Source organism: Marinobacterium sp. MBR-111, assembly GCF_040547585.1.
GTDB classification, from domain to species: domain Bacteria; phylum Pseudomonadota; class Gammaproteobacteria; order Pseudomonadales; family Balneatricaceae; genus Marinobacterium; species Marinobacterium iners.
Map to the genome: position 1 here is coordinate 131844 of NZ_JBEPQA010000002.1, position 25657 is coordinate 157500.

At 55.8% G+C, this 25657-nt stretch carries 22 protein-coding genes; 12 read left to right on the forward strand and 10 right to left on the reverse strand.

Annotated elements, in window-relative coordinates; translation table 11 throughout:
- The first annotated feature begins 2 nt into the window (after nucleotides 1-2).
- The 6 genes from ABIE61_RS02280 to ABIE61_RS02305 are packed head-to-tail and all read left to right on the forward strand — an operon-like array spanning nucleotide 3 to nucleotide 6249.
- Complete coding sequence (locus ABIE61_RS02280; RefSeq protein WP_354406322.1) at nucleotides 3-131, forward strand: hypothetical protein; 129 nt, start codon at nucleotides 3-5, stop codon at nucleotides 129-131.
- A complete protein-coding gene (locus ABIE61_RS02285) occupies nucleotides 124-2118 on the forward strand; it encodes an acetyl/propionyl/methylcrotonyl-CoA carboxylase subunit alpha (RefSeq protein ID WP_354406324.1) in 1995 nt (664 codons plus the stop codon). Before ABIE61_RS02280 ends, ABIE61_RS02285 begins: the two co-directional genes overlap by 8 nt.
- On the forward strand, nucleotides 2118-3044 hold the full coding sequence (locus tag ABIE61_RS02290; protein ID WP_354406326.1) for a hydroxymethylglutaryl-CoA lyase: 927 nt from the start codon (nucleotides 2118-2120) through the stop codon (nucleotides 3042-3044). Before ABIE61_RS02285 ends, ABIE61_RS02290 begins: the two co-directional genes overlap by 1 nt.
- A 16-nt stretch (nucleotides 3045-3060) precedes the next feature.
- A complete protein-coding gene (locus ABIE61_RS02295; protein WP_354406327.1) occupies nucleotides 3061-3639 on the forward strand; it encodes a peroxidase-related enzyme in 579 nt (192 codons plus the stop codon).
- Between the two features lie 53 nt (nucleotides 3640-3692).
- Complete coding sequence (locus tag ABIE61_RS02300; protein ID WP_206841263.1) at nucleotides 3693-5381, forward strand: AMP-binding protein; 1689 nt, start codon at nucleotides 3693-3695, stop codon at nucleotides 5379-5381.
- A gap of 52 nt (nucleotides 5382-5433) precedes the next feature.
- On the forward strand, nucleotides 5434-6249 hold the full coding sequence (locus ABIE61_RS02305; protein ID WP_354406329.1) for a class I SAM-dependent methyltransferase: 816 nt from the start codon (nucleotides 5434-5436) through the stop codon (nucleotides 6247-6249).
- Between the two features lie 78 nt (nucleotides 6250-6327).
- Here ABIE61_RS02305 and katG read toward each other — a convergent pair whose 3' ends face one another.
- From katG to ABIE61_RS02320, 3 genes are all read right to left on the reverse strand, one after another.
- Nucleotides 6328-8514: a catalase/peroxidase HPI gene (gene katG / locus ABIE61_RS02310; RefSeq protein WP_354406331.1), complete on the reverse strand. Its 2187-nt coding sequence runs from the start codon at nucleotides 8512-8514 to the stop codon at nucleotides 6328-6330.
- A gap of 292 nt (nucleotides 8515-8806) precedes the next feature.
- Nucleotides 8807-10003: an enoyl-ACP reductase FabV gene (gene fabV, locus ABIE61_RS02315; RefSeq protein WP_206841257.1), complete on the reverse strand. Its 1197-nt coding sequence runs from the start codon at nucleotides 10001-10003 to the stop codon at nucleotides 8807-8809.
- 100 nt (nucleotides 10004-10103) lie between these two features.
- Nucleotides 10104-10757, reverse strand: a complete 654-nt coding sequence (locus tag ABIE61_RS02320) for a TetR/AcrR family transcriptional regulator (RefSeq protein WP_175527657.1) — start codon at nucleotides 10755-10757, stop codon at nucleotides 10104-10106.
- Nucleotides 10758-10957: 200 nt separating this feature from the next.
- On the opposite strand from ABIE61_RS02320, the gene ABIE61_RS02325 reads away from it, so the two are divergent.
- Nucleotides 10958-12160, forward strand: a complete 1203-nt coding sequence (locus ABIE61_RS02325) for a multidrug effflux MFS transporter (RefSeq protein WP_354406334.1) — start codon at nucleotides 10958-10960, stop codon at nucleotides 12158-12160.
- 1 nt (nucleotide 12161) lies between these two features.
- Here ABIE61_RS02325 and ABIE61_RS02330 read toward each other — a convergent pair whose 3' ends face one another.
- The gene (locus ABIE61_RS02330) at nucleotides 12162-13370 is read right to left on the reverse strand and encodes a YbfB/YjiJ family MFS transporter (protein WP_206841254.1); all 1209 of its coding nucleotides are present in this window, start codon (nucleotides 13368-13370) and stop codon (nucleotides 12162-12164) included.
- An 88-nt stretch (nucleotides 13371-13458) separates the two neighbouring features.
- On the reverse strand, nucleotides 13459-15237 hold the full coding sequence (locus ABIE61_RS02335) for an acyl-CoA dehydrogenase C-terminal domain-containing protein (protein ID WP_354406335.1): 1779 nt from the start codon (nucleotides 15235-15237) through the stop codon (nucleotides 13459-13461).
- A 203-nt stretch (nucleotides 15238-15440) separates the two neighbouring features.
- Here ABIE61_RS02335 and ABIE61_RS02340 point away from each other — a divergent pair, with 203 nt between their 5' ends.
- Nucleotides 15441-15872 (forward strand): MaoC family dehydratase, encoded by a 432-nt coding sequence (locus tag ABIE61_RS02340; RefSeq protein WP_091826986.1) that lies wholly within the window; start codon nucleotides 15441-15443, stop codon nucleotides 15870-15872.
- A gap of 37 nt (nucleotides 15873-15909) precedes the next feature.
- Here the strand turns inward: ABIE61_RS02340 and ABIE61_RS02345 are convergent, their stop codons facing one another.
- Nucleotides 15910-16269 (reverse strand): hypothetical protein, encoded by a 360-nt coding sequence (locus ABIE61_RS02345; protein WP_091826985.1) that lies wholly within the window; start codon nucleotides 16267-16269, stop codon nucleotides 15910-15912.
- A gap of 136 nt (nucleotides 16270-16405) precedes the next feature.
- Nucleotides 16406-18043: an acyl-CoA synthetase gene (locus tag ABIE61_RS02350; RefSeq protein WP_354406337.1), complete on the reverse strand. Its 1638-nt coding sequence runs from the start codon at nucleotides 18041-18043 to the stop codon at nucleotides 16406-16408.
- A 155-nt stretch (nucleotides 18044-18198) separates the two neighbouring features.
- Here ABIE61_RS02350 and ABIE61_RS02355 point away from each other — a divergent pair, with 155 nt between their 5' ends.
- A complete protein-coding gene (locus ABIE61_RS02355) occupies nucleotides 18199-19716 on the forward strand; it encodes a PAS domain-containing sensor histidine kinase (RefSeq protein WP_354406339.1) in 1518 nt (505 codons plus the stop codon).
- Nucleotides 19713-20321, forward strand: a complete 609-nt coding sequence (locus ABIE61_RS02360) for a response regulator transcription factor (RefSeq protein ID WP_206841245.1) — start codon at nucleotides 19713-19715, stop codon at nucleotides 20319-20321. Before ABIE61_RS02355 ends, ABIE61_RS02360 begins: the two co-directional genes overlap by 4 nt.
- Before the next feature lie 3 nt (nucleotides 20322-20324).
- On the opposite strand, the gene ABIE61_RS02365 is transcribed toward ABIE61_RS02360, so the two are convergent.
- Genes ABIE61_RS02365 through ABIE61_RS02375 form a run of 3 tightly spaced genes read right to left on the reverse strand, consistent with a single transcriptional unit; the run spans nucleotide 20325 to nucleotide 23213 of the window.
- A complete protein-coding gene (locus ABIE61_RS02365) occupies nucleotides 20325-21128 on the reverse strand; it encodes an alpha/beta fold hydrolase (protein WP_206841243.1) in 804 nt (267 codons plus the stop codon).
- The gene (locus tag ABIE61_RS02370) at nucleotides 21125-21544 is read right to left on the reverse strand and encodes a PaaI family thioesterase (protein WP_091826981.1); all 420 of its coding nucleotides are present in this window, start codon (nucleotides 21542-21544) and stop codon (nucleotides 21125-21127) included. The genes ABIE61_RS02365 and ABIE61_RS02370 overlap by 4 nt, the downstream gene beginning before the upstream one ends.
- 22 nt (nucleotides 21545-21566) lie before the next feature.
- Nucleotides 21567-23213 carry an AMP-binding protein gene (locus ABIE61_RS02375; RefSeq protein WP_354406342.1) on the reverse strand — a complete coding sequence of 549 codons (1647 nt, stop codon included), beginning with the start codon at nucleotides 23211-23213 and terminating at the stop codon, nucleotides 21567-21569.
- Nucleotides 23214-23478: 265 nt separating this feature from the next.
- Between ABIE61_RS02375 and ABIE61_RS02380 the strand changes: the two genes are divergently transcribed.
- Together ABIE61_RS02380 and ABIE61_RS02385 are read left to right on the forward strand one after the other, a co-directional pair.
- Nucleotides 23479-25035 (forward strand): methyl-accepting chemotaxis protein, encoded by a 1557-nt coding sequence (locus tag ABIE61_RS02380; protein WP_354406344.1) that lies wholly within the window; start codon nucleotides 23479-23481, stop codon nucleotides 25033-25035.
- Between the two features lie 84 nt (nucleotides 25036-25119).
- Complete coding sequence (locus tag ABIE61_RS02385; protein WP_354406345.1) at nucleotides 25120-25596, forward strand: 2-thiouracil desulfurase family protein; 477 nt, start codon at nucleotides 25120-25122, stop codon at nucleotides 25594-25596.
- Nucleotides 25597-25657: the final 61 nt, after the last annotated feature.

Consider the following 25657-nt stretch of genomic DNA (forward strand, 5'->3'; position numbering starts at 1 on the left):
CCATGTTTAACAAGATTCTGATTGCCAATCGCGGTGACCAGTTGCGCAAGCAACTGGCGGCGAAGCCAAATCGCATGCCGATGTGCGCAGCACATGCAGGCGATCTCGACACGGAGGCACATTATGTTTAATAAGATTCTTATCGCAAACCGTGGCGAGATCGCCTGCCGAGTGATTCAGACCGCCCACCGCCTCGGCATCCGTTGTGTTGCCGTCTATTCGGAAGCGGACCGTCATGCGCGCCATGTTGCCATGGCGGACGAAGCCTTCCTCCTGGGCCCGGCCGCGAGCAGTGAAAGCTATCTGCGTGCCGACAAAATCATCGACATCGCCAAATCCAGCGGTGCTCAGGCCATTCATCCGGGTTACGGTTTTCTGTCCGAGAACACCGACTTCGCCAAGGCCTGTGAAGCCAATGATATCGTCTTTATCGGTCCGCCCGCCTCTGCCATCGCTGCCATGGGCTCCAAGTCTGCCGCCAAGGCGATAATGCAGGATGCCGGTGTTCCTCTGGTACCGGGTTACCACGGCGACGACCAGTCTCCGGAGCTTCTGCGTGTCGAAGCCGAGAAATGCGGCTTCCCGCTGCTGTTGAAAGCGGTCGCCGGTGGTGGCGGCAAAGGCATGCGCGTGGTTGAGGCAATGAGCGAATTCGACGATGCCTTGGCCGCTGCCCAGCGCGAAGCGAAAAACGCGTTTGGCAACCCCGATATGTTGATTGAGAAATACCTGACCCAGCCCCGCCACGTCGAGATTCAGGTGTTCTGTGACAGTAAAGGCAACGGTGTGTACCTTGCCGAACGTGACTGCTCTGTTCAGCGCCGTCACCAGAAGGTACTGGAAGAGGCACCCGCTCCGGGACTCAGCCCCGAGACCCGCAAGGCAATGGGTGAAGCCGCCGTACGCGCCGCCCAAGCGATCGACTACGTGGGTGCCGGTACTGTCGAGTTCCTGTATGACGTGGATGGCTCCTTCTACTTTATGGAGATGAATACGCGTCTGCAGGTCGAACATCCTGTCACCGAGATGATAACCGCTCAGGACCTGGTGGAATGGCAGCTGCGTGTTGCCAATGGCGAGCCGCTGCCGTTGCAGCAGGATCAGATAAAACTGCGGGGTCATGCCCTGGAAGCCCGTATCTACGCCGAAGACCCGGACCATGACTTCCTGCCGGCCACCGGTACCCTGCGTTACTTGCGCACTCCGGATGAAAATGCCCACGTGCGTGTGGATACCGGTGTGGTCGAGGGTGACGAGGTCAGCATCCACTACGACCCGATGATTGCCAAACTGATCGTATGGGATGACAGTCGCGAACGCGCCATCAACCGTATGGTGCAGGCGCTGGAGGAGTATCGGATCGGCGGCGTCAAGACCAACATCCGCTTCCTGCATGCACTGGCCGACTCGGCGCCCTTCCGCAACGAAGAGCTGGATACCGGCTTTATCGGCAAGCATGAAGCCCTACTGTTCCCGCCTGCACGTCTGGACGAGAACCTGGGACTGGTACTGAGTGCCTGCTTCTTCCTGTTGCGCAACAAGGCCGAACAGACCCTGCCCGCGGACCCCTTCTCACCCTTTGCGCGTCAGAACAGCTGGCGTTTGAATTCACGCTATGCACGACCAATGACCCTGCTCAGCGATGATGTTCAGTACAGTCTGAGCATTCTGGAACAGGACGATCATTACGAAATCCGCATTGGTGACAGCTGCTACGACGTCCGCGCCAGCCTTGACGATGATCGCCTGCAGGCGACCGTAAACGGTCATCGCTTCAGCATCTGTGGCGATCTGCATCAGGATCAGCTGGTGCTGTTCCATGAAGGTGAAACCTTCCACTGTGCGTTGCACCGTGAGCAGTTCGGTCTCGAAGATCAGGCCAGTGAAGGCGGACTTCAGGCACCCATGAACGGCTCGGTGGTTGCGGTGATGGTGAAGGCCGGTGATCGCGTCAAATCGGGCCAGACACTGGTGATCATGGAGGCAATGAAGATGGAACACGCAATCAAGGCGCCGGCTGATGGCAGCGTCAGTGAGGTGTTCTTTGCCGAGGGTGATCTGGTTTCGGAAGGTGCAGAGCTGATCGCACTTGAACTCGACTCAGAGGAGGCTGCCTGATGGCATTCCCGCAACAGGTCCGCATCGTCGAGATGGCACCACGGGACGGCCTGCAGAATGAGCCGGGACCAGTGATCGCCACCGAGATCAAGGTTGAATTGATCAACCTGCTCAGTGCAACCGGCCTGATCCATATCGAAGCCGCCAGTTTTGTCTCTCCCAAGTGGGTACCACAGATGGGTGATGCCAGCGCGGTCATGGCGGGCATTCAGCGCAAGCCCGGTGTCACCTATTCGGCCCTGGCCCCCAACTTGAAGGGGCTGGAAGGCGCCATCGCCGCCGGCGTTGAGGAGGTTGCGGTATTCAGCGCAGCCTCCGAGGCCTTTACGCAGAAGAACATCAACTGCTCCATCGCCGAAAGTCTTGAGCGCTTTGCCCCGTTGATTGAACAGGCGCGGAGCGAAGGAATTCGCGTGCGTGGCTATGTTTCAACCGTACTGGGCTGCCCCTATCAGGGCGATATTGACCCGGTCCAGGTGGCCCGGGTCAGCCGTGACCTGATCGACATGGGCTGCTACGAGATTTCGCTGGGTGACACCATCGGTACGGGCACGCCACTCAAGGCCAAGCGGATGCTGGAAGCGGTCACAAAAGTTGTCCCGATCAGCCAGTTGGCCGCGCATTTCCACGATACCTACGGTCAGGCACTGGCCAATCTGTATGCGGTGCTGGAAGAAGGCATCGCCGTGATCGACAGCTCCACTGCAGGCCTCGGAGGATGCCCCTACGCCAGAGGCGCATCCGGCAATGTGGCAACCGAAGATGTGCTCTATCTGCTGCAGGGGTTGGGCATTGATACTGGCGTAGACCTTCAGGCTGTGGTCAATACCGGTCACTGGATTACACAGCAGTTGGGACGTCACAACGGTTCCAAGGTTGCACAAGCGATGGGCGACTGCACCCCAAGGTCAGCCGCATCACAATAACAGGAGGATAAACAGGATGTCTCAGCCCGATCATATTACCGCGCTCGAACTGCCGATCCCCGAGCGACACCAACTGCCGGAAGACGTACAGAAATACTTTGGCAAGTGTGATGAAAAACTGGGATTGATACCTAATGTTTTACAGGCCTACAGCCAAAACATGGCTCAGTTTGATGTTTTCACTCGCTTTTATAACGAGCTGATGTTTGGTGAAAGTGAGCTCAGCCCACTGGAACGAGAAATGATCGCCGTCGTCGTCTCATCACATAATGGCTGCTTTTACTGCATGACAGCCCACGGTGCCGCAGTACGTGAATACTCGGGTAACCCGACCCTGGGTGAATTGATGGTGATGAACTATCGCGTTGCCGACCTTGAGCCACGTCAGCGTGCCATGCTCGACTTTGCCCATAAACTGACCGTAACCCCTGCCGAGATCCTGGAATCGGATCGACAAGCACTGCGTGATGTGGGTTTTAGCGAGCGTGGCATTTGGGATATTGCCAATATTGCCGGTTTCTACAACATGACCAACCGCGTTGCGAGCGCGGTGGACATGCAGCCAAACCCTGAATACCACGGACGATTCCGCTAAGCGGTTACACCTATTCATCTGTCCGGATAACAACAAAAATCGGAGTCATAGCGATGAGCAAACCACTACCAAGCTATACCAGCAGCACCGCTGAAAAACCGCTGATCGGCATGACCATCGGTGACAAATTCGATGAGATTGCCAATACTTACCCGGATAACGACGCGCTGATTGTGCTGCACCAAAATGTGCACTGGAGCTACCGCGAGTTGCAGCAGCGCGCCAATCAGTGCGCCCGTGCACTCCTGTCCATGGGAGTCCGCAAGGGGGATCGAGTCGGCGTCTGGTCGCCGAACTGCTCCGAGTGGACGGTCAGCCAGATCGCCACGGCCAAAATCGGTGCGATCCTCGTCAACGTCAACCCGGCCTACCGTACCCATGAGCTGGAATATGCCCTCAACCAGTCAGGCGCTCGCTTCCTGATCACCGCTGACAGCTTCAAAACTTCTGACTATCGCGGCATGCTGTACGAGCTGGCACCTGAGCTTAAAGCCTGTGCCGATGGCAAACTGAAGTCACAGAAACTGCCTGATCTGGAGTGCATCATCAACCTGTCAGACGAGAAACACCCTGGCATGTGGCGCTGGGCCGACATGCTGGAACTGGCGGATCATGTCAGTGAAGACGAGCTGGCCGACCTGCAGGCCACACTGCAGTTTGATGATCCGATCAACATCCAGTACACATCAGGCACCACCGGTTTCCCCAAGGGTGCCACCCTGTCGCACCACAATATTCTGAACAATGGCTTTTTCGTTGCTGAAAGCATGGGCTTCACCAGCGAAGACCGACTGGTGATTCCAGTACCGCTGTACCACTGTTTTGGCATGGTGATGGGTAACCTGGGTTGCATCACCCACGGTGCGACCATGATCTATCCAGACGAAGGGTTCGATCCGACTTCGGTGCTCAAGGCAGTCCACTCACAAAAAGCCACCGCTCTTTACGGCGTGCCAACCATGTTCATTGCCGAGCTGGATCACCCCGAATTCGACAGCTTTGACCTGTCGACACTGCGTACCGGCATCATGGCGGGTTCCATCTGTCCCACCGAGGTGATGAAGCAGGTGATCAGCAAAATGAACATGAAGGAAGTTCAGATCGCCTACGGCATGACCGAAACCAGCCCGGTATCAACCCAGACCGGTGCCAAGGACAGCATTGAAAAGCGCGTATCAACTGTAGGACGGACTCAGCCGCATCTGGAGAGCAAAATTGTAGACCCGGGTAACGGACAGATCGTACCTCGCGGGGAAATCGGTGAGCTTTGCACCCGTGGCTACAGCGTCATGCTGAAATACTGGAACAACGAAAAGGCCACTGCCGAAGCCATTGATGAAGCCGGCTGGATGCACACCGGTGACCTGGCCACCATGGATGACGAGGGCTATATACAGATCGTTGGCCGTATCAAGGATATGGTGATTCGCGGCGGTGAGAACGTTTATCCGAAAGAGATCGAAGAGTTCCTCTACACCCACCCGGCCGTGTCGGAAGTCCAGGTTACGGGCGTACCGGATAAGAAGTACGGTGAGGAGCTGATCGCATGGGTCAAGCTTCACCCGCATGCCGATGACGTCACAGCCGAGGAGCTGCGTGAGTTCTGCAAAGGCAAAATCACTCACTTCAAGATTCCGCGTTACTTCAAGTTTGTCGATGCCTTCCCGATGACGGTCACCGGCAAGATACAGAAGTTCAAGATGCGCGAAATGTCCATTGCCGAGCTGGGTCTGGATGACTGATTCAGCTACCTGAAGGAGACCCAACGCCGGCCACTGGCCGGCGTTTTCAGTTATGAGTATCGACAAGCACTACGATCAGTCACTTGATCCTTCATGGATACTGGGGCAGGTTCATTCAGCGTACCCCGCGGGAGCGGATCTGTTTCAACTGGCACCACTGGATCAATTGCACATCGGTGGCATCAAGGCCTCAGAACGCCTGCTGCGTCATCTTGATCTGGCCAGGCACCATCACATTCTTGATATCGGTTCCGGCGCCGGTGGGCTGATGCGTCAGGCGTCCGCCATGGGTTTCAGCATGATCGGGCTGGATATCACCCACCGCTTCAACCAACTGAATCTTGGCCTGAATGACTGTTTCTCCGTTCCGGTCAGCAATCCGATTATCACCGGGGATGCTCACCACCTGCCTTTTGCCGATCAAAGTCTGGATTTGATTCTGTTTCAGCACAGCTTTCTCAACATGCCGGACAACTCCAGGGTTCTGAGCGAATGTTGGCGTGTATTGAAGCCCGGCGGGACACTGCTGATGCACGAAGTGGTCTGCGGCCCACAGCCCGAGCAGATGCGCTACCCGGTCCCCTGGGCCGAGGATGCGGTACATTCACATCTGGTAACTTCACAGACATTGCAGCAGCAACTGCAGCAAGCCGGTTTTGCCAATATCAGGCTCGATGACTGGAGCGATGAAGCGTTGGCATGGCGACAACGTCAGTTGCAAAAAGAGGATGCTGGGCATGTGGGCCGAGCGGCGCTTTCGCCTGCATTGATATTGGGTTCACGGTTCGCAGATATGGGCAAAAACCTGGTATTGAATCTTAAAGCGGGTGCCATTCGGGTGATTGAGCTGGTTGCGGCGCGCAGTTGAGTGCCGCCACAAAAAAACCACGGGCAGTATGACTGACCGTGGCTTTGGCACTTGATCCGGCCCTGGCGGGCCAGACAATTATTTCAGATCAAAGCGATCCGCGTTCATCACTTTGGTCCAGGCATTGACGAAGTCCTTGACGAACTTCTCCTTGTTGTCATCCTGAGCGTACACCTCGGCGTAGGCGCGCAAAATGGAGTTTGAACCGAACACCAGATCCACTCGGGTCGCTGTCCATTTCGTCTGACCGGTGTTGCGGTCAACGATGTCATAACTGTTCTTGCCGGTCGGTTTCCAACTGTTGCTCATGTCGGTCAGGTTGACGAAGAAATCGTTCGTCAGTACACCCTCACGATCCGTGAACACGCCATGCTTGCTGCCACCGTGGTTGGTACCCAGTACACGCATGCCACCGACCAGTACGGTCATCTCAGGAGCTGTGAGCCCCATCAACTGGGTACGATCCAGCATCATCTCCTCGGGAGAAACCACATAATCCTTCTTCAGCCAGTTGCGATAGGCATCATGCAGGGGCTCAAGCACGTCAAACGCATCCCCGTCAGTCATCTCCGGCGTGGCGTCACCACGGCCCGGCGCGAACGGCACTGTTACATTTACACCGGCATCCCGGGCTGCCTTTTCAACCGCTGCGGTACCGCCAAGAACAATCAGGTCAGCCATGCTGACCGGCTTGCCAAGATCTGACTGAATGCCTTCCAGCACCTTGAGCACCTTCTGCAGCCGCTCCGGCTCATTGCCCTCCCAGTCCTTTTGCGGTGCCAGACGAATGCGTGCACCGTTGGCACCGCCGCGGTAGTCGGAACCACGGAAGGTACGAGCGCTGTCCCATGCGGTGGCAACCAGTTCGGATACACTCAGGCCGCTGGCCAGAATTTTCGCTTTCAGATCGGTAACTTCGGCATCGTCCAGGGTGTAATCCACGCTTGGGACCGGGTCCTGCCAGATCAAATCCTCGGCCGGTACATCCGGCCCCAGGTAACGGCTCTTCGGCCCCAGATCACGATGGGTCAGCTTGAACCAGGCACGAGCAAAAACCTCGTCGAAGTATGCCGGGTCCTTCTGGAATCGCTCGGAGATCTTGCGGTATTCCGGGTCCATCTTCATCGCCATATCGGCATCGGTCATCATCGGCATGCAGCGGATGGAAGAATCTTCTACATCCACCGGCATGTCCTCTTCCTTGATGTCCACCGGCTTCCACTGCCAGGCACCGGCCGGGCTTTTGGTCAGTTCCCACTCATGGTTGAGCAACATGTCGAAGTAGCCGTAGTCCCACTTGGTCGGCTCGCTGGTCCAGGCCCCTTCGATACCGCTGGTGACTGAATCACGACCAACACCGCGGGTTTTGTGGTTCATCCAGCCAAAACCCTGTTCCTCAATTCCGGCTGCTTCTGGTTCGGGACCCAGATTGGCGGCATCGCCATTACCATGTGCCTTACCCACGGTATGACCACCGGCGGTCAGGGCAACGGTTTCCTCGTCGTTCATCGCCATGCGCTCGAAGGTAACCCGTACGTCATGTGCAGTTTTCAGCGGATCAGGCTTGCCATCAACGCCTTCCGGGTTAACGTAGATCAGACCCATCATTACAGCTGCCAGCGGGTTTTCCAGATCACGCTGACCGGAGTAACGGCTGCCCTCACTGCCGGAGGGTGCCAGCCACTCTTTCTCAGAGCCCCAGTAGGTATCCTTCTCAGGATGCCAGATATCCTCACGACCACCGGCAAAACCGAAGGTCTTGAATCCCATGGACTCGTAGGCCATGTTACCGGCCAGGATTATCAGGTCGGCCCAGGAGAGCTTGTTGCCGTATTTTTTCTTGATTGGCCAAAGCAGACGACGCGCCTTGTCCAGGTTGCCGTTGTCCGGCCAGGAGTTGATCGGTGCAAAACGCTGGTTGCCAGTACCTGCACCACCACGGCCATCGGCGATACGGTAAGTACCGGCCGAGTGCCAGGCCATACGGATCATCAAGCCGCCGTAGTGGCCCCAGTCAGCCGGCCACCAGTCCTGACTGTCAGTCATCAAAGCCTTGAGATCGTTTTTAACCGCTTCCAGGTCCAGCTTTTTGAATTCTTCGCGGTAATTGAATTCTTCACCAAGAGGGTTGGTCTTGCGGTCATGCTGGTGCAGGATGTCGAGATTCAGTGATTTGGGCCACCACTCCATGACGCTGTCAGACGCTCCCGTGTTGGCACCATGCATCACCGGACATTTGCCGGTGGAATTATTATTCTGGCTCATATCAGTCTTCCCTTTGGATTTGATGTTGAGTGTTGCCTTGATATTGTCTGTCTTACAACTTAGCAGCCTAAACCGACTCTGTACGGTTGATTATCTTTATGTTCACCATAGCAGGCGCCTATAACAGCCGTATTGAATATAGGGTTTACGCTCGATAGCCTGATTCAAGCTGGCCTTTACCGGCCTGCCCCTCCATGTACGCCAGACATTGCAGAGCGCAAAAACAAAAACCCCGCTGTGATCACTCACAGCGGGGCTTGAAAAGTCTGTTACCGACACAAGGGTATTGAAATCAGATATCGTCCACGTCGAACTGTACATCCGGGTTCACATCAGCATCGTAGTCTATGCCATCAATGCCAAAACCAAACAGCTTCAAGAATTCATCCTTGTACAGCTGATAGTCAGTCACATCAAACAGATTCTCGGAGGTAACCTGTGGCCAAAGATCACGGCACGCCTGCTGCACATCTTCACGTAGCTCCCAATCATCCATGCGGAAACGGTTGCCTTCATCAATCTGGGCAGTGTCACCGTACAGGCCGGTATTGAACAGGCGATGCACTTGCTCCATGCAGCCTTCATGCACACCCTGCTCACGCATCACTTTGAACACCATGGACAGATAAAGCGGCATGACCGGGATTGCAGAACTGGCCTGGGTAACCACCGACTTCAACACAGCCACGTTGGCCTGCCCCTGATGCGCCGAAGAAAGCTGGCTGTTCAGTTCGGTAGCGGCGCGGTCCAGATCCTGCTTGGCTTTGCCAAGGGCGCCGTGCCAGTAAATCGGCCAGGTAATATCGGTGCCGATATAACTGTAGGCAACGGTCTTGCAGCCTTCGGCCAACACACCGGCCTCTTCCAGAGCTTTGATCCAGAGTTCCCAGTCTTCGCCGCCCATCACCTTGACGGTGTTATCGACTTCTTCCTGGGTAGCCGGCTCAATCTCGGCCTCGGTAATCACGTCCTTGTTGGTATCGATGGCGGTCGAGCGGTAAGGCTCACCGATCGGCTTCAGTGCAGAGCGAATCACCTCACCGGTATCCGGCAATTTACGCACCGGTGACGCCAGCGAGTACACCACCAGATCAATCTGACCCAGATCCTGTTTAATCAGGTCGATCACTTTCTGTTTGGCTTCGTGTGAGAAGGCATCACCGTTGAGGCTCTTGGCATAGAGTCCGGCTTCCTTGGCCAACTTGTCAAAAGCGGCTGCGTTATACCAGCCGGCCGTGCCAGTCTTGCGTTCGCTGCCCGGCTTTTCAAAAAACACCCCGATGGTTGCGGCGTCACTGCCAAAGGCCGCTGCGATGCGAGATGACAGGCCGTAGCCACTGGAAGAGCCGATGATCAGCGCACGCTTGGGGCCGCTCTCAATCTTGCCCTGTGCCTGAGTGTATGCGATCTGTTCACGTACATTGGCCTCACAGCCGACAGGATGGGTAGTAGTGCAGATAAAGCCACGGATTTTCGGTTTGATAATCATATGCGGATTCAGTGTCCATCTGTGTTCGGGTACAAATTGCGCCTAAGATACCCTATTCGAGGTTTTGGCAACAGCATCAGGGCGGGCCTGTGCGAAAGGATCAGCGCGGAGTAGTTCCGCGCAGAAATATATCCACTGCCTGCTCTACAGCTGCATCGAGTTCGCCATCGGTTATCGTCATGCCCAGCATCGCTCTCAACTGGAACTGGCCCTTCACCATGTCTACAAACTGAAAGGCAGCCAGTTCCGGATTATTAATCTGCAGCACACCCTGCTCAACCTGAACACGCAGGTAGCCGGCGAGCTTCTCGTTGATACGCTTGGGGCCCTGGGCATAGAAAAGCTGCTGTATCTGCTCTCGCTCGCTACTGCAGTCGGTGGTGATCAGACGATATAGGCCGACAGCCTCAGGTGAGAGAACACGCTCCAGCAGCAGTCGCGCATAACGCTTGAGTGCCTGCTCGGGAGTTTCCTGCCGTTTGATTGAGCATTCAAATGCCTGAAAGGCAGCAAACACCTGGTTTGAAGTCTGTTCCATCATAGCTTCAAACAACCCCAGTTTGCTGCCAAACAGCCTGTAGAGCGTACTCAACGAACCACCGGCCCGACACATGATGTCGTTGATGCTGGCATTGTCGTATCCCTGCTCCAGAAACACTTCCCGAGCGGCGTCGAGAATGCGCTTCTGTCGCTCCAGCCCTTTTGGGGTCAGCCCGCACGCCGTTGTTTTTTCATCCTGCTGCATTTTGTTCATGGCAAATTCTGCGTCTGAATGTGGGGCCATTATATCAGGCCTGCTGCCCTGTCAGCACGACCGAACGCAATGGACAGGTCAATATTATGTAATGTATATTACACTTTCCGAGTACACACGGATTGCTTCCCTTGCACGGTTTCACATCTCACTAAGACCCATGTGCAAACACGCCGCTATTGCAGTTATGAGGATCTTCAATGACACCCAAGACCACCCATATTCCGGGTTTGATATTGATGCTTGCTGGACTGACTGCGCTCGCCCCGCTGTCAACGGATGCCTATCTGCCCGCCATTCCTGCGATTGCAAGTGATCTTGGCGTCATTGTTCATGATATCGAACTGACCGTCGGTCTTTTCCTGGCAGGATTTGCCGTTGGTCAGCTCTTCGGCGGCCCCTACTCTGACCGTTTCGGCAGACGCACAGCGGTCTTTACCGGCCTGAGTATTTTTATGCTGGGCGCCTTCTGGGCCATGCTGGCAGATTCCGCGCATGCACTCTGGCTGGCCAGGGTTCTTCAGGGCTTTGGCGGCGGCATCAGCGTGGTCAACTCAATGGCAATCATTCGGGATCGCCATTCCGGCCGCGAAAGCGCTCAGGCGATGAGCCGCATGGCCAGCATCATCATGGCGGCACCATTGCTGGCGCCCGTGATAGGGGCGCTGATTCTCAAGATCAGCGACTGGCGCAGTATTTTCATGTTTTTGTTTGGTTATGGACTGATTCTCTCCGTGGCACTGTTCATGCGCCTGCCTGAAACATTGGCACCCCGCGAAGGCCCATTGTCAAACCCGTTGCGCAACTATCTGAGTGTGCTGCAAAACCGAAATGCACTGGGCTACCTGTGTTCGGTTGCGGCCAGTTACGCTGGCATGTTTGCCTTTATCACGGCCTCACCCGGGATGTATATCGGCTACTACGGCATATCACCCAGCGTGTATCCAATTCTGTTTGGAGCGAATATCGTCACTCTGCTGCTGTGCAATCGCATCAATATTCGCTTGCTGCACCGCTTTAGCCCTCAACAGTTGCTGCAAGGTGCACAAAAGGTTCAACTGTTGGCAGCGACCGCTCTGTTGCTGGGGTATCTGTTGACACCCGCCCCCGTCTGGATGGTGTTGGTCCTGGTGATGCTCTTTATCGGCATGCAGGGATTTGTGATGTCGAATGCGATGGCGGGTACCAGTGAGTTTTTCCCCCACACGGCTGCAACCGCTACGGCTCTGATCGGGGCCTGCGGTTTCGCGACCGGCGCGGTTGGCGGGATTCTGACCGGGTTGCTGGGGGACGGCACTCCCCTGCCCATGGTGTCCATCATGTTTGCCGGCGCCGTCAGCGGCTTTGTGCTCGGCCGCTGGCTGCTGCCGCGGCAGTCAGCCTGCGACAGCACAAGCGCCTGAATCAGCCACGGACCAAGCGGTTGCTCTGATCCAGCTCAGCGGCAGTACGGTCGGTGAAACGCAACAGCAGTATCAGCACGGCACCCAGTGTTACGAACCCACCGGCCAACCAAAGGCCGGTGTTGTAATCCCCGCTCTGCGCGGCCAGCATACCGGTCAGCGCCGGAGCGATAATCTGGGCTGCGCCGTAGGACAGGGTCATCTTGCCCATTAACTTGGCCGGCTTCGATGGGTATAACCGGCCCGCCATGGTCAATACCAGGCTGACACAACCGATGAAGGTTCCTCCATAAAGCACTGCGCTCAGCAAAATAGCAGCCAGACTCTCACTCAGAGCCGGTATGACAATGCCCACAACCTGAATCAGGTAGGCCAGCAACAGCGCCCCCAGATAGCCCATTCGGCGCGCAATCAGGTCCCACACCATTACGGCAGGGGCCGCAGCCAGTCCCACCACCAGAAATACCAGCTGCCCCATGCCGGCCAGTGCGGGCTCTCGCTCAACAATGGTGACGATAAAGGTCGCACTGATCACATAACCGTAACCGGCACAGAAGTAGGCCATCATCATCAGCCACATGAAGCGTTTACCCGGCGGCTGATCCAGCATTGATGGGCCACTGCCGCCCAGGCCAAGGGGTTCAGGTCTTGGCATCCAGTGCCAGGCCGGAGCAGCCAGCACTACCCCAAGCACTGCAAACCAGAGCCACTGTTCATCCCATCCCAGAGACAGCCTGAGCATGATCTCCACTACTATGGCAGCGAACATGATACCCAGACCAATACCGGCAAAGTGAATACCCAGCTCGCTGCGATGGTTATTGCGAATCAGCCAGTTCAGAATCAGGCCGGATGCGATCAGCATGGAGCCGGCACTGCTGAGACCGGAAAGAAAACGCAGCAAGGACCAGAGCAGCATGTTTTCTGTCAATGCCATGGCTGCCGTAGTCACAACGGCCATGACAAGGCCAATGCGGTAAAGTCTGTCCTTGAGCTGAAGGTCGCTCAATGAAGCCGCAATCAAGGCACCGCACATGTAGCCGGCGTAGTTGATGGCAGCCATCCAGCCACCTTCGGCATCGCCGATCCAGGTCTGCTCCTGCATCACGGGCAACAGTGGGGTATAGGAGAATCGGGCAATCCCGATACAGAGGATCTGACTGAAAATTCCGGCAAACAGAACCTTCAGACGTTGGGCCTGATGAGACATCGTGGTTCCTTATCGTTATATCCACAAGTGTCAGATTGTGCCCTGCAGCAAGAGGCAGATCCAGCCGGATCTGCCTGCAGGATGAAATTTATTCCCAGGCGCTGGCGAACAGCTCCTCAGACAATGCCATGATGGAACGACTGCCGTCAGCCACCATGTCGGCATGCCCTTTCCAGCGTGGCAGCACCTGTGCCATGTAGAAACGGACACTCTCCAGTTTTGCCTGCAGATAGGGGTCATCTTCACCTTCAGCCATCAGGCGAACCACAGCGTTCCCTTGACGCAGAAGCTGCCAACCACCGCAGACGTAGCCTGCCAGCATCATGAAGTTGTACGCCACGGCACCGGCCCACTGCTCGTCATCCACCGAACCCTTGAGCAGTTGTTCACGGGCACGATCAAGCCCCGTGATCGCTTCTTCAAGCTGTTTTGCCTGAGGTGTCAGAGACGGGTCGCATGCGGCCACGCTACTGCGCATCTCCTGTAACAGTGCTGACAGTGCCTCGCCCTTGTCCATCAAGGTTTTTCGACCCACCAAGTCCAGTGCCTGGATACCGTTGGTTCCCTCATAGATCGGCAAGATACGGGCATCGCGGAAGTGCTGTGCGGCGCCGGTTTCTTCCACATATCCCATCCCACCATGTACCTGTACACCCAGCGAGGTCACCTCCTGAGCCACTTCGGTACACCAGCCTTTGACGATGGGCGTGAGCAGAGCGGCACGAGCCTTTTCAAGCGCCTTCTGCTCTTCGGTATCCGCCTTGAGCGCGAAATCAAGACTGCCGCAGGCATCGTAGGCAATGGCTCGACCAGCTTCGGTCAGGGTCTTCATGGTCAGGAGCATGCGTCGCACATCAGCATGCCGAATGATCGGGCCAGGTTCTTTCGTCCCGACGGCCGGTCCCTGTATGCGCTCAAATGCATACTGCAATGCCTGTTGGTAGGCGCGCTCCGAGATGGAAACACCCTGCAACCCCACGCTCAAACGCGCGTTGTTCATCATGGTAAACATGCAGGCCAGACCTCGGTTCGGCTCACCAACCAGATAGCCAACGGCATTATCAAAACCCATGACACAAGTCGGCGAGGCATGAATGCCCAACTTGTGCTCGAGAGACAGAGGGCCAGCCGTATTCAATCCCCCGAGGGAGCCATCTTCATTGACCAGATACTTGGGCACCAAAAACAGCGAAATACCGCGCACGCCAGCGGGAGCATCAGGCAATCGCGCCAGCACCAGGTGGATGATGTTTTCAGCCATCTGGTGGTCGCCCCAAGTGATGAAAATCTTCTCCCCGCTGACGCGATAATGATCACCCTCGGGTTCCGCCTTGGCACGAACAACCGACAGGTCAGAGCCCGCATTGGACTCGGTCAGGTTCATGGTACCTGTCCATTCACCGCTAACCAGTTTGGGCAGGTACTTTTCCTTGAGTTCATCACTGCCGTTCAGGTCCAGACACTCAACCGCCCCCTGACTCAGCATCGGACACAGGCCCCACGCCATGTTGGCAGAGTGCCACATTTCCATCACCGGAATAGACAGAAGAAACGGCAAGCCCTGACCGCCGTATTCCGGGTCAAATTGGAGTGATCCCCAGCCCCCCTCGGCATATTGCTGATAGGCCTCCTTGAACGATTCCGGGCAGACGACACTTCCATCCTTCAGCTGCACACCCTGTTGGTCTCCTTCCCAGTTACTCGGAGCCACAACATCCCGTGCCACACGAGCAGCCTCATCCAGAATTGCATCGACCATATCGGCCGATGCATCTTCAAAGCCCGGTTTCTGCGCCAGCTCAGGCATACGCGCAACATGGTCAAGCGTCAGCTTCATATCTTTCAGTGGTGCGTTGTAATCAGCCATTGGATACCTTCTCGTTAATCGTTTGAAGCAGCCATACCGGTTTGTGCCTCACAGGCAGTGGCACCGGTCCTTATAAGGGAATACACTTATTCTAGCATGTAGCACGGGTTTGATAAGCAGGAAAACTTTCATATGGTCCTTTTATACTGTCAACCCGGGTTTACAATCAGCCTCACTCCAAAAGCCAACAAGAGAATCATGAGATGCAGGAATTGCACGGTTACTATCTGGAAGACCTCGAAGTGGGTATGAGCGCCTCCTATGCCAAGACCATCACCGATGCGGATGTGATTTTGTTTGCCGGTATTTCCGGTGATAACAACCCGATTCACATCAATGATGAATACGCTAAAACCACACCGTTCAAGCAGCGTATCGTACACGGCATGTTCAGTGCAGCACTGATCTCCACCGTAGCAGGCACACGACTGCCAGGGCCAGGGGCGATCTACGTGGATCAACAGTTGAAGTTTAAGGCGCCGGTCCATATCGGTGACACGGCGCGTGCAAGCCTGACTGTAACCGAAATTGATGAACGTCGTCGTCGTGTCAAGTGCAGAACTGACGTGCATGTAGGCGAAACACTGGTTGCCACGGGCGAAGGCACCTTCATGGTCGATCGCCGGGAAAGCTGAAAACATGAGGGCGCTTGATCAGAGTCAGGCGCCCTCATTAAACAGTGAAACGGTAGGTTTGCTCGGTTTCATAGTCATACAGATTGATCAGACGGCCGTGCACTTGGCCATTAAATGCGGTTTCGGTTGCGAGGTCATAACCGAGTATCTTGCTTCCGACCAATTTCAAATGCACATGAGCCTTCGCCTCGTAGTCATAAAAATTCATCGAATGGCTGCTCATGCCCTTGAAATGGTGCTCCGAGTGGCAATCAAACCCATCAACACGTCCATGGCGCATCAGGGCGCGAATGCGATAAACAGTCCCCTCATCCAAGTCAGTCACCTTGAGTACTTGGGTATTGAGAGTGGCGGCGGCAACGGTTGCCGCAACCTTAGCTCGGGTTCTTTCCTTCATTTGGCACTCCCAAAATCCCTTTTCTAATCGCCATATTGGACCTTACCGAGCACGGCGGGTTCAGGGAAGGGCCAACATTATCAGAAAAGCCGCCAAAAGGCGGCTTCAATCTGCTACAGCTTTTTGATCCTGCTCATTATTTTTGATTTGCTTGTGAACGCAAAACAAATTTCTGGATCTTGCCGGTTGAGGTTTTTGGCAGTTCGCAGAACACCACGCGTTTGGGTGCCTTGAAGTGCGCCATATTGTCACGGCAGAACTGAATGAGTTCTGCTTCAGAAAGCTCACCAGCATTTGCTTTAAGAGTGACGAAGGCACAGGGAATTTCACCCCATTTCTCGTCTTGCTGCGCCACGACAGCCGCCTCCATCACTGCAGGATGACGGTAGAGTACATCCTCGATCTCAATGCTGGAGATGTTTTCCCCGCCCGAAATGATAATGTCCTTGGAGCGATCCTTGATCTCGACATAGCCGTCGGCATGCCAGACAGCCAGGTCCCCGGAGTGGAACCAGCCACCTTCGAACGCCTTATCAGTGGTTGTCGGATTTTTCAGATAGCCCTTCATCACCAGGTTGCCGCGCATGAAAATTTCGCCGATGGTTTCACCATCCTGCGGCACAGGCTCAAGGGTATCGGGGTTGGCGACCATTAACCCTTCAAGCATCGGTGCCTTCACGCCCTGACGGGATTTCAATCGGGCACGTTCGTTAACCGTTTTTTCATTCCACTCATCATGCCAGGCACATACCACACAGGGGCCATAGGTTTCGGTCAAACCGTACACATGAGTCACACTGAAACCCATGTTTTCCATACCTTCGATAACCGAGGCAGGCGGCGCTGCACCTGCCGTCATCACTTTCACCTGATGCTCAATACCGGATTTGAGCTCATCAGAGGCATTGTTCAGCATGTTCAATATGATGGGGGCGCCGCAGAAGTGGTCCACCTTTTCTGTCTTGAGAAGGTGGTAGATATCATCTGCCCGTACATGACGCAGGCAGACACTGACACCGGCAGCCGCAGCAATGGACCAGGGGAAACACCAGCCATTGCAGTGAAACATCGGCAGGGTCCAGAGATAGATGGGCTGGTCGCCCATGTTCCATGACACCACGTTGCTGATCGCATTGAGGTAGGCGCCACGGTGGTGATAGACCACGCCCTTGGGGTCGCCGGTGGTGCCAGAGGTATAGTTCAGCGTGATGGCATCCCACTCATCGGCGGGCAATTGCCATTCATACTCGGCGTCACCTGTGCCAATGAAAGCCTCATAATCGCATTCGCCGATCAACTCGCCACCCTCGTAGGAAGGATCATCGATATCGATCAGGATCGGATTGATGCGTGCGATTTTGATGGCTTTGGCAATGACGTCCGAGAACTCACGGTCCACGATGATCACCTTGGCTTCACCGTGCTGCAAAATGAACGCGATCGCTTCAGCATCAAGACGAACATTCAGTGCGTTCAGCACTGCGCCACACATGGGCACTCCGAAGTGAGCTTCAAACACCTCCGGGAGATTGGGTGCCATGACGGCAACCGTATCACCCTTGCTGATGCCGCGCTGGCTCAGTGCGCTGGCGAGACGGCGACAGCGGCTGTAAGTCTCGGCCCAGTTGCGGCGCACTTTATGATGCACCACAGCGGTTCGGTTTGGATACACCGCAGCAGTGCGAGCAATGAAGCTCAGCGGGCTGAGTGTGGCGTAGTTGGCCGGGTTTTGATCCAGTCCCAGCGCGTAAGGATTATGGTTATTCATTGTCATTATAGGTTCCTCTCCACCAGTGCTTTGGGGAGCCATCCTCGGTTGATTTGATTCCATCCAGTCATCTCATGATACGTATTTTCCCTTATTACACAATAGGACCTAAAATCATAAGATTGTGCCGGCCAAGATGCGCAAAATGATAAGGAAAATGCATGCAACCACTTGAGCAGGAACTGCAGCGCTGTCTGCAGGAAGCGGACCGTTATCGTCTGCTGGCCGAACAGTCCACCGACATGATTTCGCGCCATACACCCACGCCCGAGTGGACCTTCATCGATGTTAATCCTGCCATCGAGCGCATGCTGGGCTATCGTGCGGACGAAATCATCGGCACCTCGGGTTATGACCTGTTTCACCCGGACGATGCCGACAACCTGAAGAAACGAGCCGATTCAGTTCGCTATCGCCGCGGCATGTATACCAATGTATACCGCTTTCAGCACCGGGACGGCCACTACATCTGGCTGGAAACCACCAGTCGCACCATTCGTGATGAGCTTGGACACCCTGTCGAGATTATCTGCGTATCCCGCGATGTCACCGAGCGTGAGTTGGCACAGCAAGCGACCCGACGACTGGCGCGAGTCGTGGAAGCATCCTCGGACATTATCCTGTTCTGCAACCACCGCACGCTGCAGCTTACCTACATGAATGAAACGGCCTACCGCACCTTCGGTGCCGAACGCGAAAATCTGGCGGTGTTCTACCTTAACCAGCTGTTCCCGCAGGATGTGCTGCACACACTGGTAGAGCCTGCGCTGCAACATGCTGCCCTGTACGGGACCTGGTACGGCAGCATCCCGCTTTACCCGGCCGGCAACCCCGGTCGCATCGCTGAAATTCGTGAAATCATTGCCCACCGCAACCGTGCCGAAAACATGCAGGTGGAGTACTACTCCATCATTGCCCGCGACATTACGCTCAAGCGCAAGGCGGAAGAAAAGGCAAAGCGCCAGCAGCTGGAAATGGCTCACATGTCACGCCTGCTGTCGGTCGGTGAAATGGCCACCGAGCTGGCTCACGAGATCAACCAGCCGCTGGCGACCATTATCAATTACTGCAACGGCACCTTCCGCAGGCTCGAAGAAGGCCAGATCACAGAGCTGACTCAGGTTACTCGCTCCATGGAACTGATATCGGCCCAGGCCAGGCGCGCTTCCGAAATCATCAAGCGCATGCGTCGATTTGTCCGTCGCACCGAGTTCCAGCGTGTCAGCTTCCCAGTCAATGAGACCTGCATCGAGGTAACTCGATTCCTCAATCAGGAAGCGCTCGACAACAGCATCCGCTTCGACTTCGACCTCGACCCCGACAACCCCATACTTGAAGCCGACCGCCTTCAGATCGAGCAGGTTTTGCTCAATCTGGTTCGCAACGCGATCGAAGCCTACAGCGACTCTGACATCAGCCCCAAGCCGGTTACCATTCGGACCCGAGTCGAAGGCAAACGTATTACGGTCAGCGTCATCGACCAGGGGCCAGGCATCGACCCGGCCCAGTTGGACAACCTGTTTGAGCCGTTTATCACCTCGAAGGAAAACGGGCTTGGCATGGGGCTGTCCATTTCACATACCATTATCGAAAGCCACTGTGGCCGGCTCTGGGTTGAGAGCGATGGTCAAAGTGGCACCCGGTTTCACTTTCAACTCCCGCTCAAGGGGCAGGCATGACCAACTCACAGGCAACCGTTTTTATCATCGATGACGATGCGGACTTCAGAGATTCCATGCAGTGGCTGCTGGAGTCCACCCCATACAACGTCGAGAGCTTCGCGTCGGCGCAACTCTTTCTTGACCAGTACGACGGCCGCTCCGGCTGCATGCTGCTGGATGTTCGCATGCCGGAAATCAACGGTCTGGCATTGCAGCAACTGATGCTGGAGCGTGACATTCGTCTGCCGGTCATCATCATTACCGGCCACGGTGATGTACCCATGGCCGTCAACGCCATGAAAAACGGCGCTCTCGACTTTCTTGAGAAACCATTCGATGACGAGGTGCTGCTACGCCTGGTCGACAAGGCGATGGCCGAAGCCGGCAAGCGTTTCAGCGAACAGAACGAACAGCGAGAGCTGCAGGAGCTGTATGAAACGCTGAGCCGGCGCGAGCGTGAGGTGATGGAGCTGGTGGTGACCGGTAACTCCAACCGTGAGATTGCCGAAACCCTCGGAATCAGCCCGAAAACAGTGGAAGTTCACCGCTCCCGTGTAATGAGCAAGATGAGGGCAGAAAGTCTGGCACAGCTGGTGCAGATGCACAGCCGACTGGCGCTCTAGGGCTCAGACCAATCCAGCTTCAGCCAGAAAGACGCGCGTGCGATCGATCACCGCCTGAGGGTGCTCCAAGTGGGGCACATGGCCGCAGTCAGCAATGAACGCAGCTTCGGCCTGCGGGCCAATGGCCGCACAGCTGTCAGTCACCTGCTCTGGCACACCATACTCATCCCGATCGCCCTGCATAATCAGTGACGGGCAGCGGATCTCGGCCAGCTGCGGTCGAAGATTCAAGGCCTGATAACAGGACGGGCGCTGCCAGGTTTCGCACCATGCGCGGAAAATAAGATCTGTCCGATCACCATGATAGCGCGCCAGGCGCTCCGGCAGATCGGTGCCATGGTAACGCTTCACCGCTTCTTTTATTCCGGCCAGCGTCAGGTGATCCACATAGATATGAGCCGCCAGCGTAACCACTGCCTTTACCTGCTCGGGACAGCTGGCAGCACCAATCATGGCAATGGAGCCGCCATCACTGTGGCCAAACAGAATCACCTGATCAAGCCCAAGCCGGTCCAATAGTTGCGGCAGCCATTTTTGTCCTTCCTGCAGCAGATAATCATCCGGGCGCGGCAACGTAATGGGTGTTGAGCGGCCATACCCCCGACGCTCAAAAACCAGCAGATCCAGCCCCGTCGCTTCAGCCAACTGCTGTGGAAACCGTTTCCACATGTCGATACAACCCAGCGCCTCATGCAGCAGCACAAGTACAGGCCTTCCTTTACCGGATGGCTGGCGTCCCCAACGCAGCTGCAGCTTCACACCTTCACTCAGCTCGACCTGCTCATCGTGCCATTGAATTGAACTCATGCCCCCTCCGGAATCGAGTAGGTAATGGTCGCGTGGGCCACCGGGTCATCTTCACCGGCGGAGCGGATATAAACTTCACCCACCCCCAGCCGCTTGCCCACCTTCAGCATTTCGGCACGGGCCAACAGATCCACATTGGCTTTGGGCTTGCGCAGAAAATTGATGTTGAGATTGATGGTCACAGCCAGGGCGACCGGGCCAATTCGGCTGAGCAGTGCCGCATACAACGCCACATCCGCCAATCCCATCATGGTAGGGCCTGAAACCGTACCACCGGGTCGCAAATGATCATCACCCACTGCCAGTCTCATTTCGGCCCAACCATCGCCCAAAGAATCCAACCGACCATACTGCTCCCCCTGCGGAAAATGGTCACGCAGGAACAGCTGCATCTCATCAAAATCCATGACCTGCATCGGGTCACTCCTTATCATATTCTTATTGATCAGCCTCTTCCCGCGCCTGGTTACGCAGAATAAAGCGCTGTATTTTGCCACTGGGCGTTTTCGGCAGCTCCTGCACAAACTCTATTTCACGCGGGAAGGCATGGGTCGACAGCCGATTTCGTACCAGCTCCTTGAGTTCATCGGCCAGTGTCTCATCGGGGTCGTACTGCGGCTTAATCACCACATAGGCCTTGATCACGGACCCGCGAGAACTGTCTGGCTTGCCTACCACGCCGGACTCCGCCACCGCTGGGTGTTCCAGCAAGGTACTCTCCACATCCGCCGGCCCCACACGGTAGCCAGCCGTCGTGATGATGTCATCGTCACGCCCGGTAAAGGAGTAACTGCCATCGCCGAGGCTGATCACCACATCACCAGTCAGATAGTAACGACCATGGAAAGGATCCTTCTCGCCCCAGGTGTAGCCCTGGAAGAAAAACAGCGGGGAGTGCTCAACATCAACGGCCAGCTGACCGGTTTCATCCTGCCCCACCTCTTCATACTCACCGTTGAGTGCAACCACGCGATGGCCTGCCAATGAATAGCCCATGGACCCTACCCGTACCGGGTGCTCCAAGGCATGATGGTTACAACAGGTCATCCCGGTTTCAGTCTGGCCATAATGATCCATTACCGGGCAACCCAGACGGCGCCCCACCCAACTAATCACTTCGGGGTTAAGTGGCTCACCTGCACTGCTGGCCACCCTGAGTCCCAGCTGCTCATCTTTGGCCAGGACATGATCGTTCGCCATTAACATACGATAGGCCGTTGGAGCGGCCGCGAGATTTGTGATGCCGTACTCACGGATCATGCGATAGGTGGTCTCGGGGGTGAAACCATTCTCATTGAAGTGCGTGGTCGCGCCCAACAGTAGTGGGCCGATTACCGCGTAATAGAGCCCATAGGCCCAACCCGGGTCAGCAACATTCCAGTACTGATCCTCAGGTTTCAGATCAATCGCCCAGGTCATATAGACATGAAATGAAAGCAGCGCACGCGCCGGCACAGCAACCCCCTTGGACTTGCCAACCGTACCGGAGGTAAACATCTGCAGCATCGGATCGTCGGCGCCCACCAGCACAGGCTCAAACTGCTCCGACTGGGCCGCCAGGCTGCCGTGATAGTCAATATCCTGATGACTGTCTGGCCCGGTAGCTGTTACGCGCACAATGGGCGGGCAGTTTTTAACGTCATCAAGCTTGAAACGGTTCTGGTCATCGGTTACGACCAGACGGGTTGAGGCCTTGTCCAGACGGTATTCGATGGCACCGGGGCCAAAGGCTGTAAACAACGGCTGATATACCGCTCCTGCCTTGAGCGTGCCCAGAATCACCACCAGCAGCTCCGGCGTACGCGGTAACAGCGCGGCCACTCGGTCTCCCTTGCCAACACCCTGTTGCGACAACAGGTTGGCAAAACGGGCCGATTCAGCCTTCAGCCTGGCAAAGCTCCAGCTTTCGGGGGGGCGCTCTACACCCTGGTAGTTCAGCGCAATTCGGTCGGGATCAGACGCCCATTTGTCGCAGATTTCGACACAGACATTGATCCCCTGGGTCAGGTCGCCCTGAAGAATCCGGGCGGCCAGCTGTTGGGCATCAAACTGGTCATAGAATGGCTTGTAAGCCTGGTTACTCATGGGTATTCCCCTCTTTTTATCTTTATTATCGGAGCCGGGAAGCAGCAGTTTCCCTTAAGGGATATCCCGAATATATAACTGCTTGTCGTTGACGTAAACCTTCCTGACCAAATTGATCAAATCATCACTATGCAACTGCATGAAGTGACCAAATGCTGCACTGAATGGCTATTTTTCGTTGCAATCAAGGGTCAAAATCGATCTTCAGGGTGGCCTGTAATTTGCAGGGTCCGTACCCCAATCGACCAGCCAACAGCGGATCAATATGGAACAGAATAATAAGACCCAGCCCCAGGATAATAACCTGATTCTCGTCATCGGCCCCGAGGGTGAAATTCGTGAAGCCAGCCACGCCTTTATCGAATACAGTGGCCATGAGCGCCCGTCATTAACAGGGCAGATGCTCCAATCCCTGCGCCACAATGAAATGCCCGAAGGACCGATCAAGGACCTTTGGAGTACCGTTGGCAAAGGCAAGCCCTGGATGGGAATGCTGCAACTGGCCCGCCGTGATGGCTCCCCTCTCTGGCTCGACGCCTATGTCATCCCGGTCATAGAGCAGGGGCGCATTATCGAGTGCCAATGCATTTTCCGTATTCCACCCAGAATCGCGACCGAACGGGCTGCCACCATCTATCGCCTGCGCCGCCAGGGCAAAATGCCGCTTGCACTGCGCTGGCCCCTGCCGGATCTGCGCGGACGGCTTTGGATGGCACAAAGTCTCTGCCTGTTGCCCATGTTACTGCTTGGGCTTTGGCAGTATATGTCCGAGCCTCTCTACTGGGCTGCAGTCGCCACTACCCTGCTGCTGCTCTTTATCAGCACAACCTGGCTATGCAAGCCGCTGCGCTCCCTGGTGCAACAGAGTCGCACACTGGTCAACCACCCCATCAAGCAGATGATCTATACCGGCACCCATGACGATATTGGTCAGCTGGGTCTGAGCCTGCAGATGCTGCAGTCTCAGCTGGATTCGGTTTTGATGCGGATGCAAAACGCTTCGGGAGAAGTCCTCAGTGGGGCGCATCAAAGCATCGATGTGATGAGCCGCACCTGCAATGAAATCGAGGAGCAGCAATCTTCACTTATTCAACTGGCAACCGCCATGAATCAGATCAGCTCCACGATTCAAGAGATGACCACCAGCACCGCCAACACCGCCGATCAGACCCAGGCTGCACAGTCCAGCGCCCGCCAGGGGCAACAGGTCGTAGATGCAGCGGTCTCCGGCATCCGCAGCCTGGCTGACTCGATTGCGGACACAACCCATTCTGTAGCGGCCCTGCAGCAGCAGAGCCAAGGGATCGGCTCCATCATCAATGTGATTCGTGATATTGCCGAACAGACCAACCTTCTGGCCCTGAATGCCGCGATTGAGGCCGCACGCGCTGGTGAGAACGGCCGTGGTTTTGCCGTTGTGGCCGATGAAGTTCGCCAGCTGGCACAGCGTACCCAGCAGGCAACCGGGGAAATTCAAAAAATGATAGGCGCTTTGCAACAACAAACAGGCGCCATTGTCTCCGCCATGGATGCAAAGCGCACCCTATCGGAACAGAGTGTTGAACAGATCGAGGGGACCGGTGCTGTATTGGCAAAAATTCTTGGGGCGATAGAGCTGATCAGTGATATGGCCACTCGCATTGCCGGTGCCAGCGAAGAGCAAAGCAGTGTCGTGCGTGAGGTTAGCCAACAGATCGAGCTTATCAGTGAAGGCGCTCAGCGTACGGTGGCTGACGCCGCGCTAACACTGAAACTGAACAACGATGCGGTCAGACTTGCGGAGCGACAGCGCTACCTGGTGGACTGCATCATGCAGTCCTGACTTTGGTGGTATTGGCCCTGACTGCAACAGAGCGGTAAAATACGCGCGCTAAAATAACAATAAACACGATTGTGCAGAGTATTTATGAGTAAAGTTTTGATCAGCGCCTGCCTGCTCGGGGCCAAGGTGCGCTATGACGGCCGCGACAATCTGCTTGACCACCCGATCCTCAAGCGCTGGCAACAGCAGGGAAAACTGGTAACCGTCTGCCCAGAAACCCTTGGTGGCCTGCCAACTCCCCGGCCCCCGGCTGAGACCCAGACCCGCTTTCCCATCCTGATCACAACCAGCACCGGGGACGATGTAACTCCTGAGTTTCTCAGCGGGGCCGAGAAAACGCTTGAACTTGCACACAAACATGACTGTTGCTGCGCCTTGATGAAAGCCCGCAGCCCTTCCTGCGGCAACCAGGAAATTTACGATGGCAGCTTCACGGGCAAGCTCACAAACGCCCCCGGTGTGGCGGCCGATGAGCTGATTCGCAACGGCTTGCCGGTGTTTAACGAACACCAGCTTGACGCTCTTATCCAGTTTGTCGAACAACACTGTCAGGCAGCCTGACACCGGAACACTTGTTAGCCTGCGCCCGGCCCCCTAAAATGGGGGCCATTTTCATTCTGAA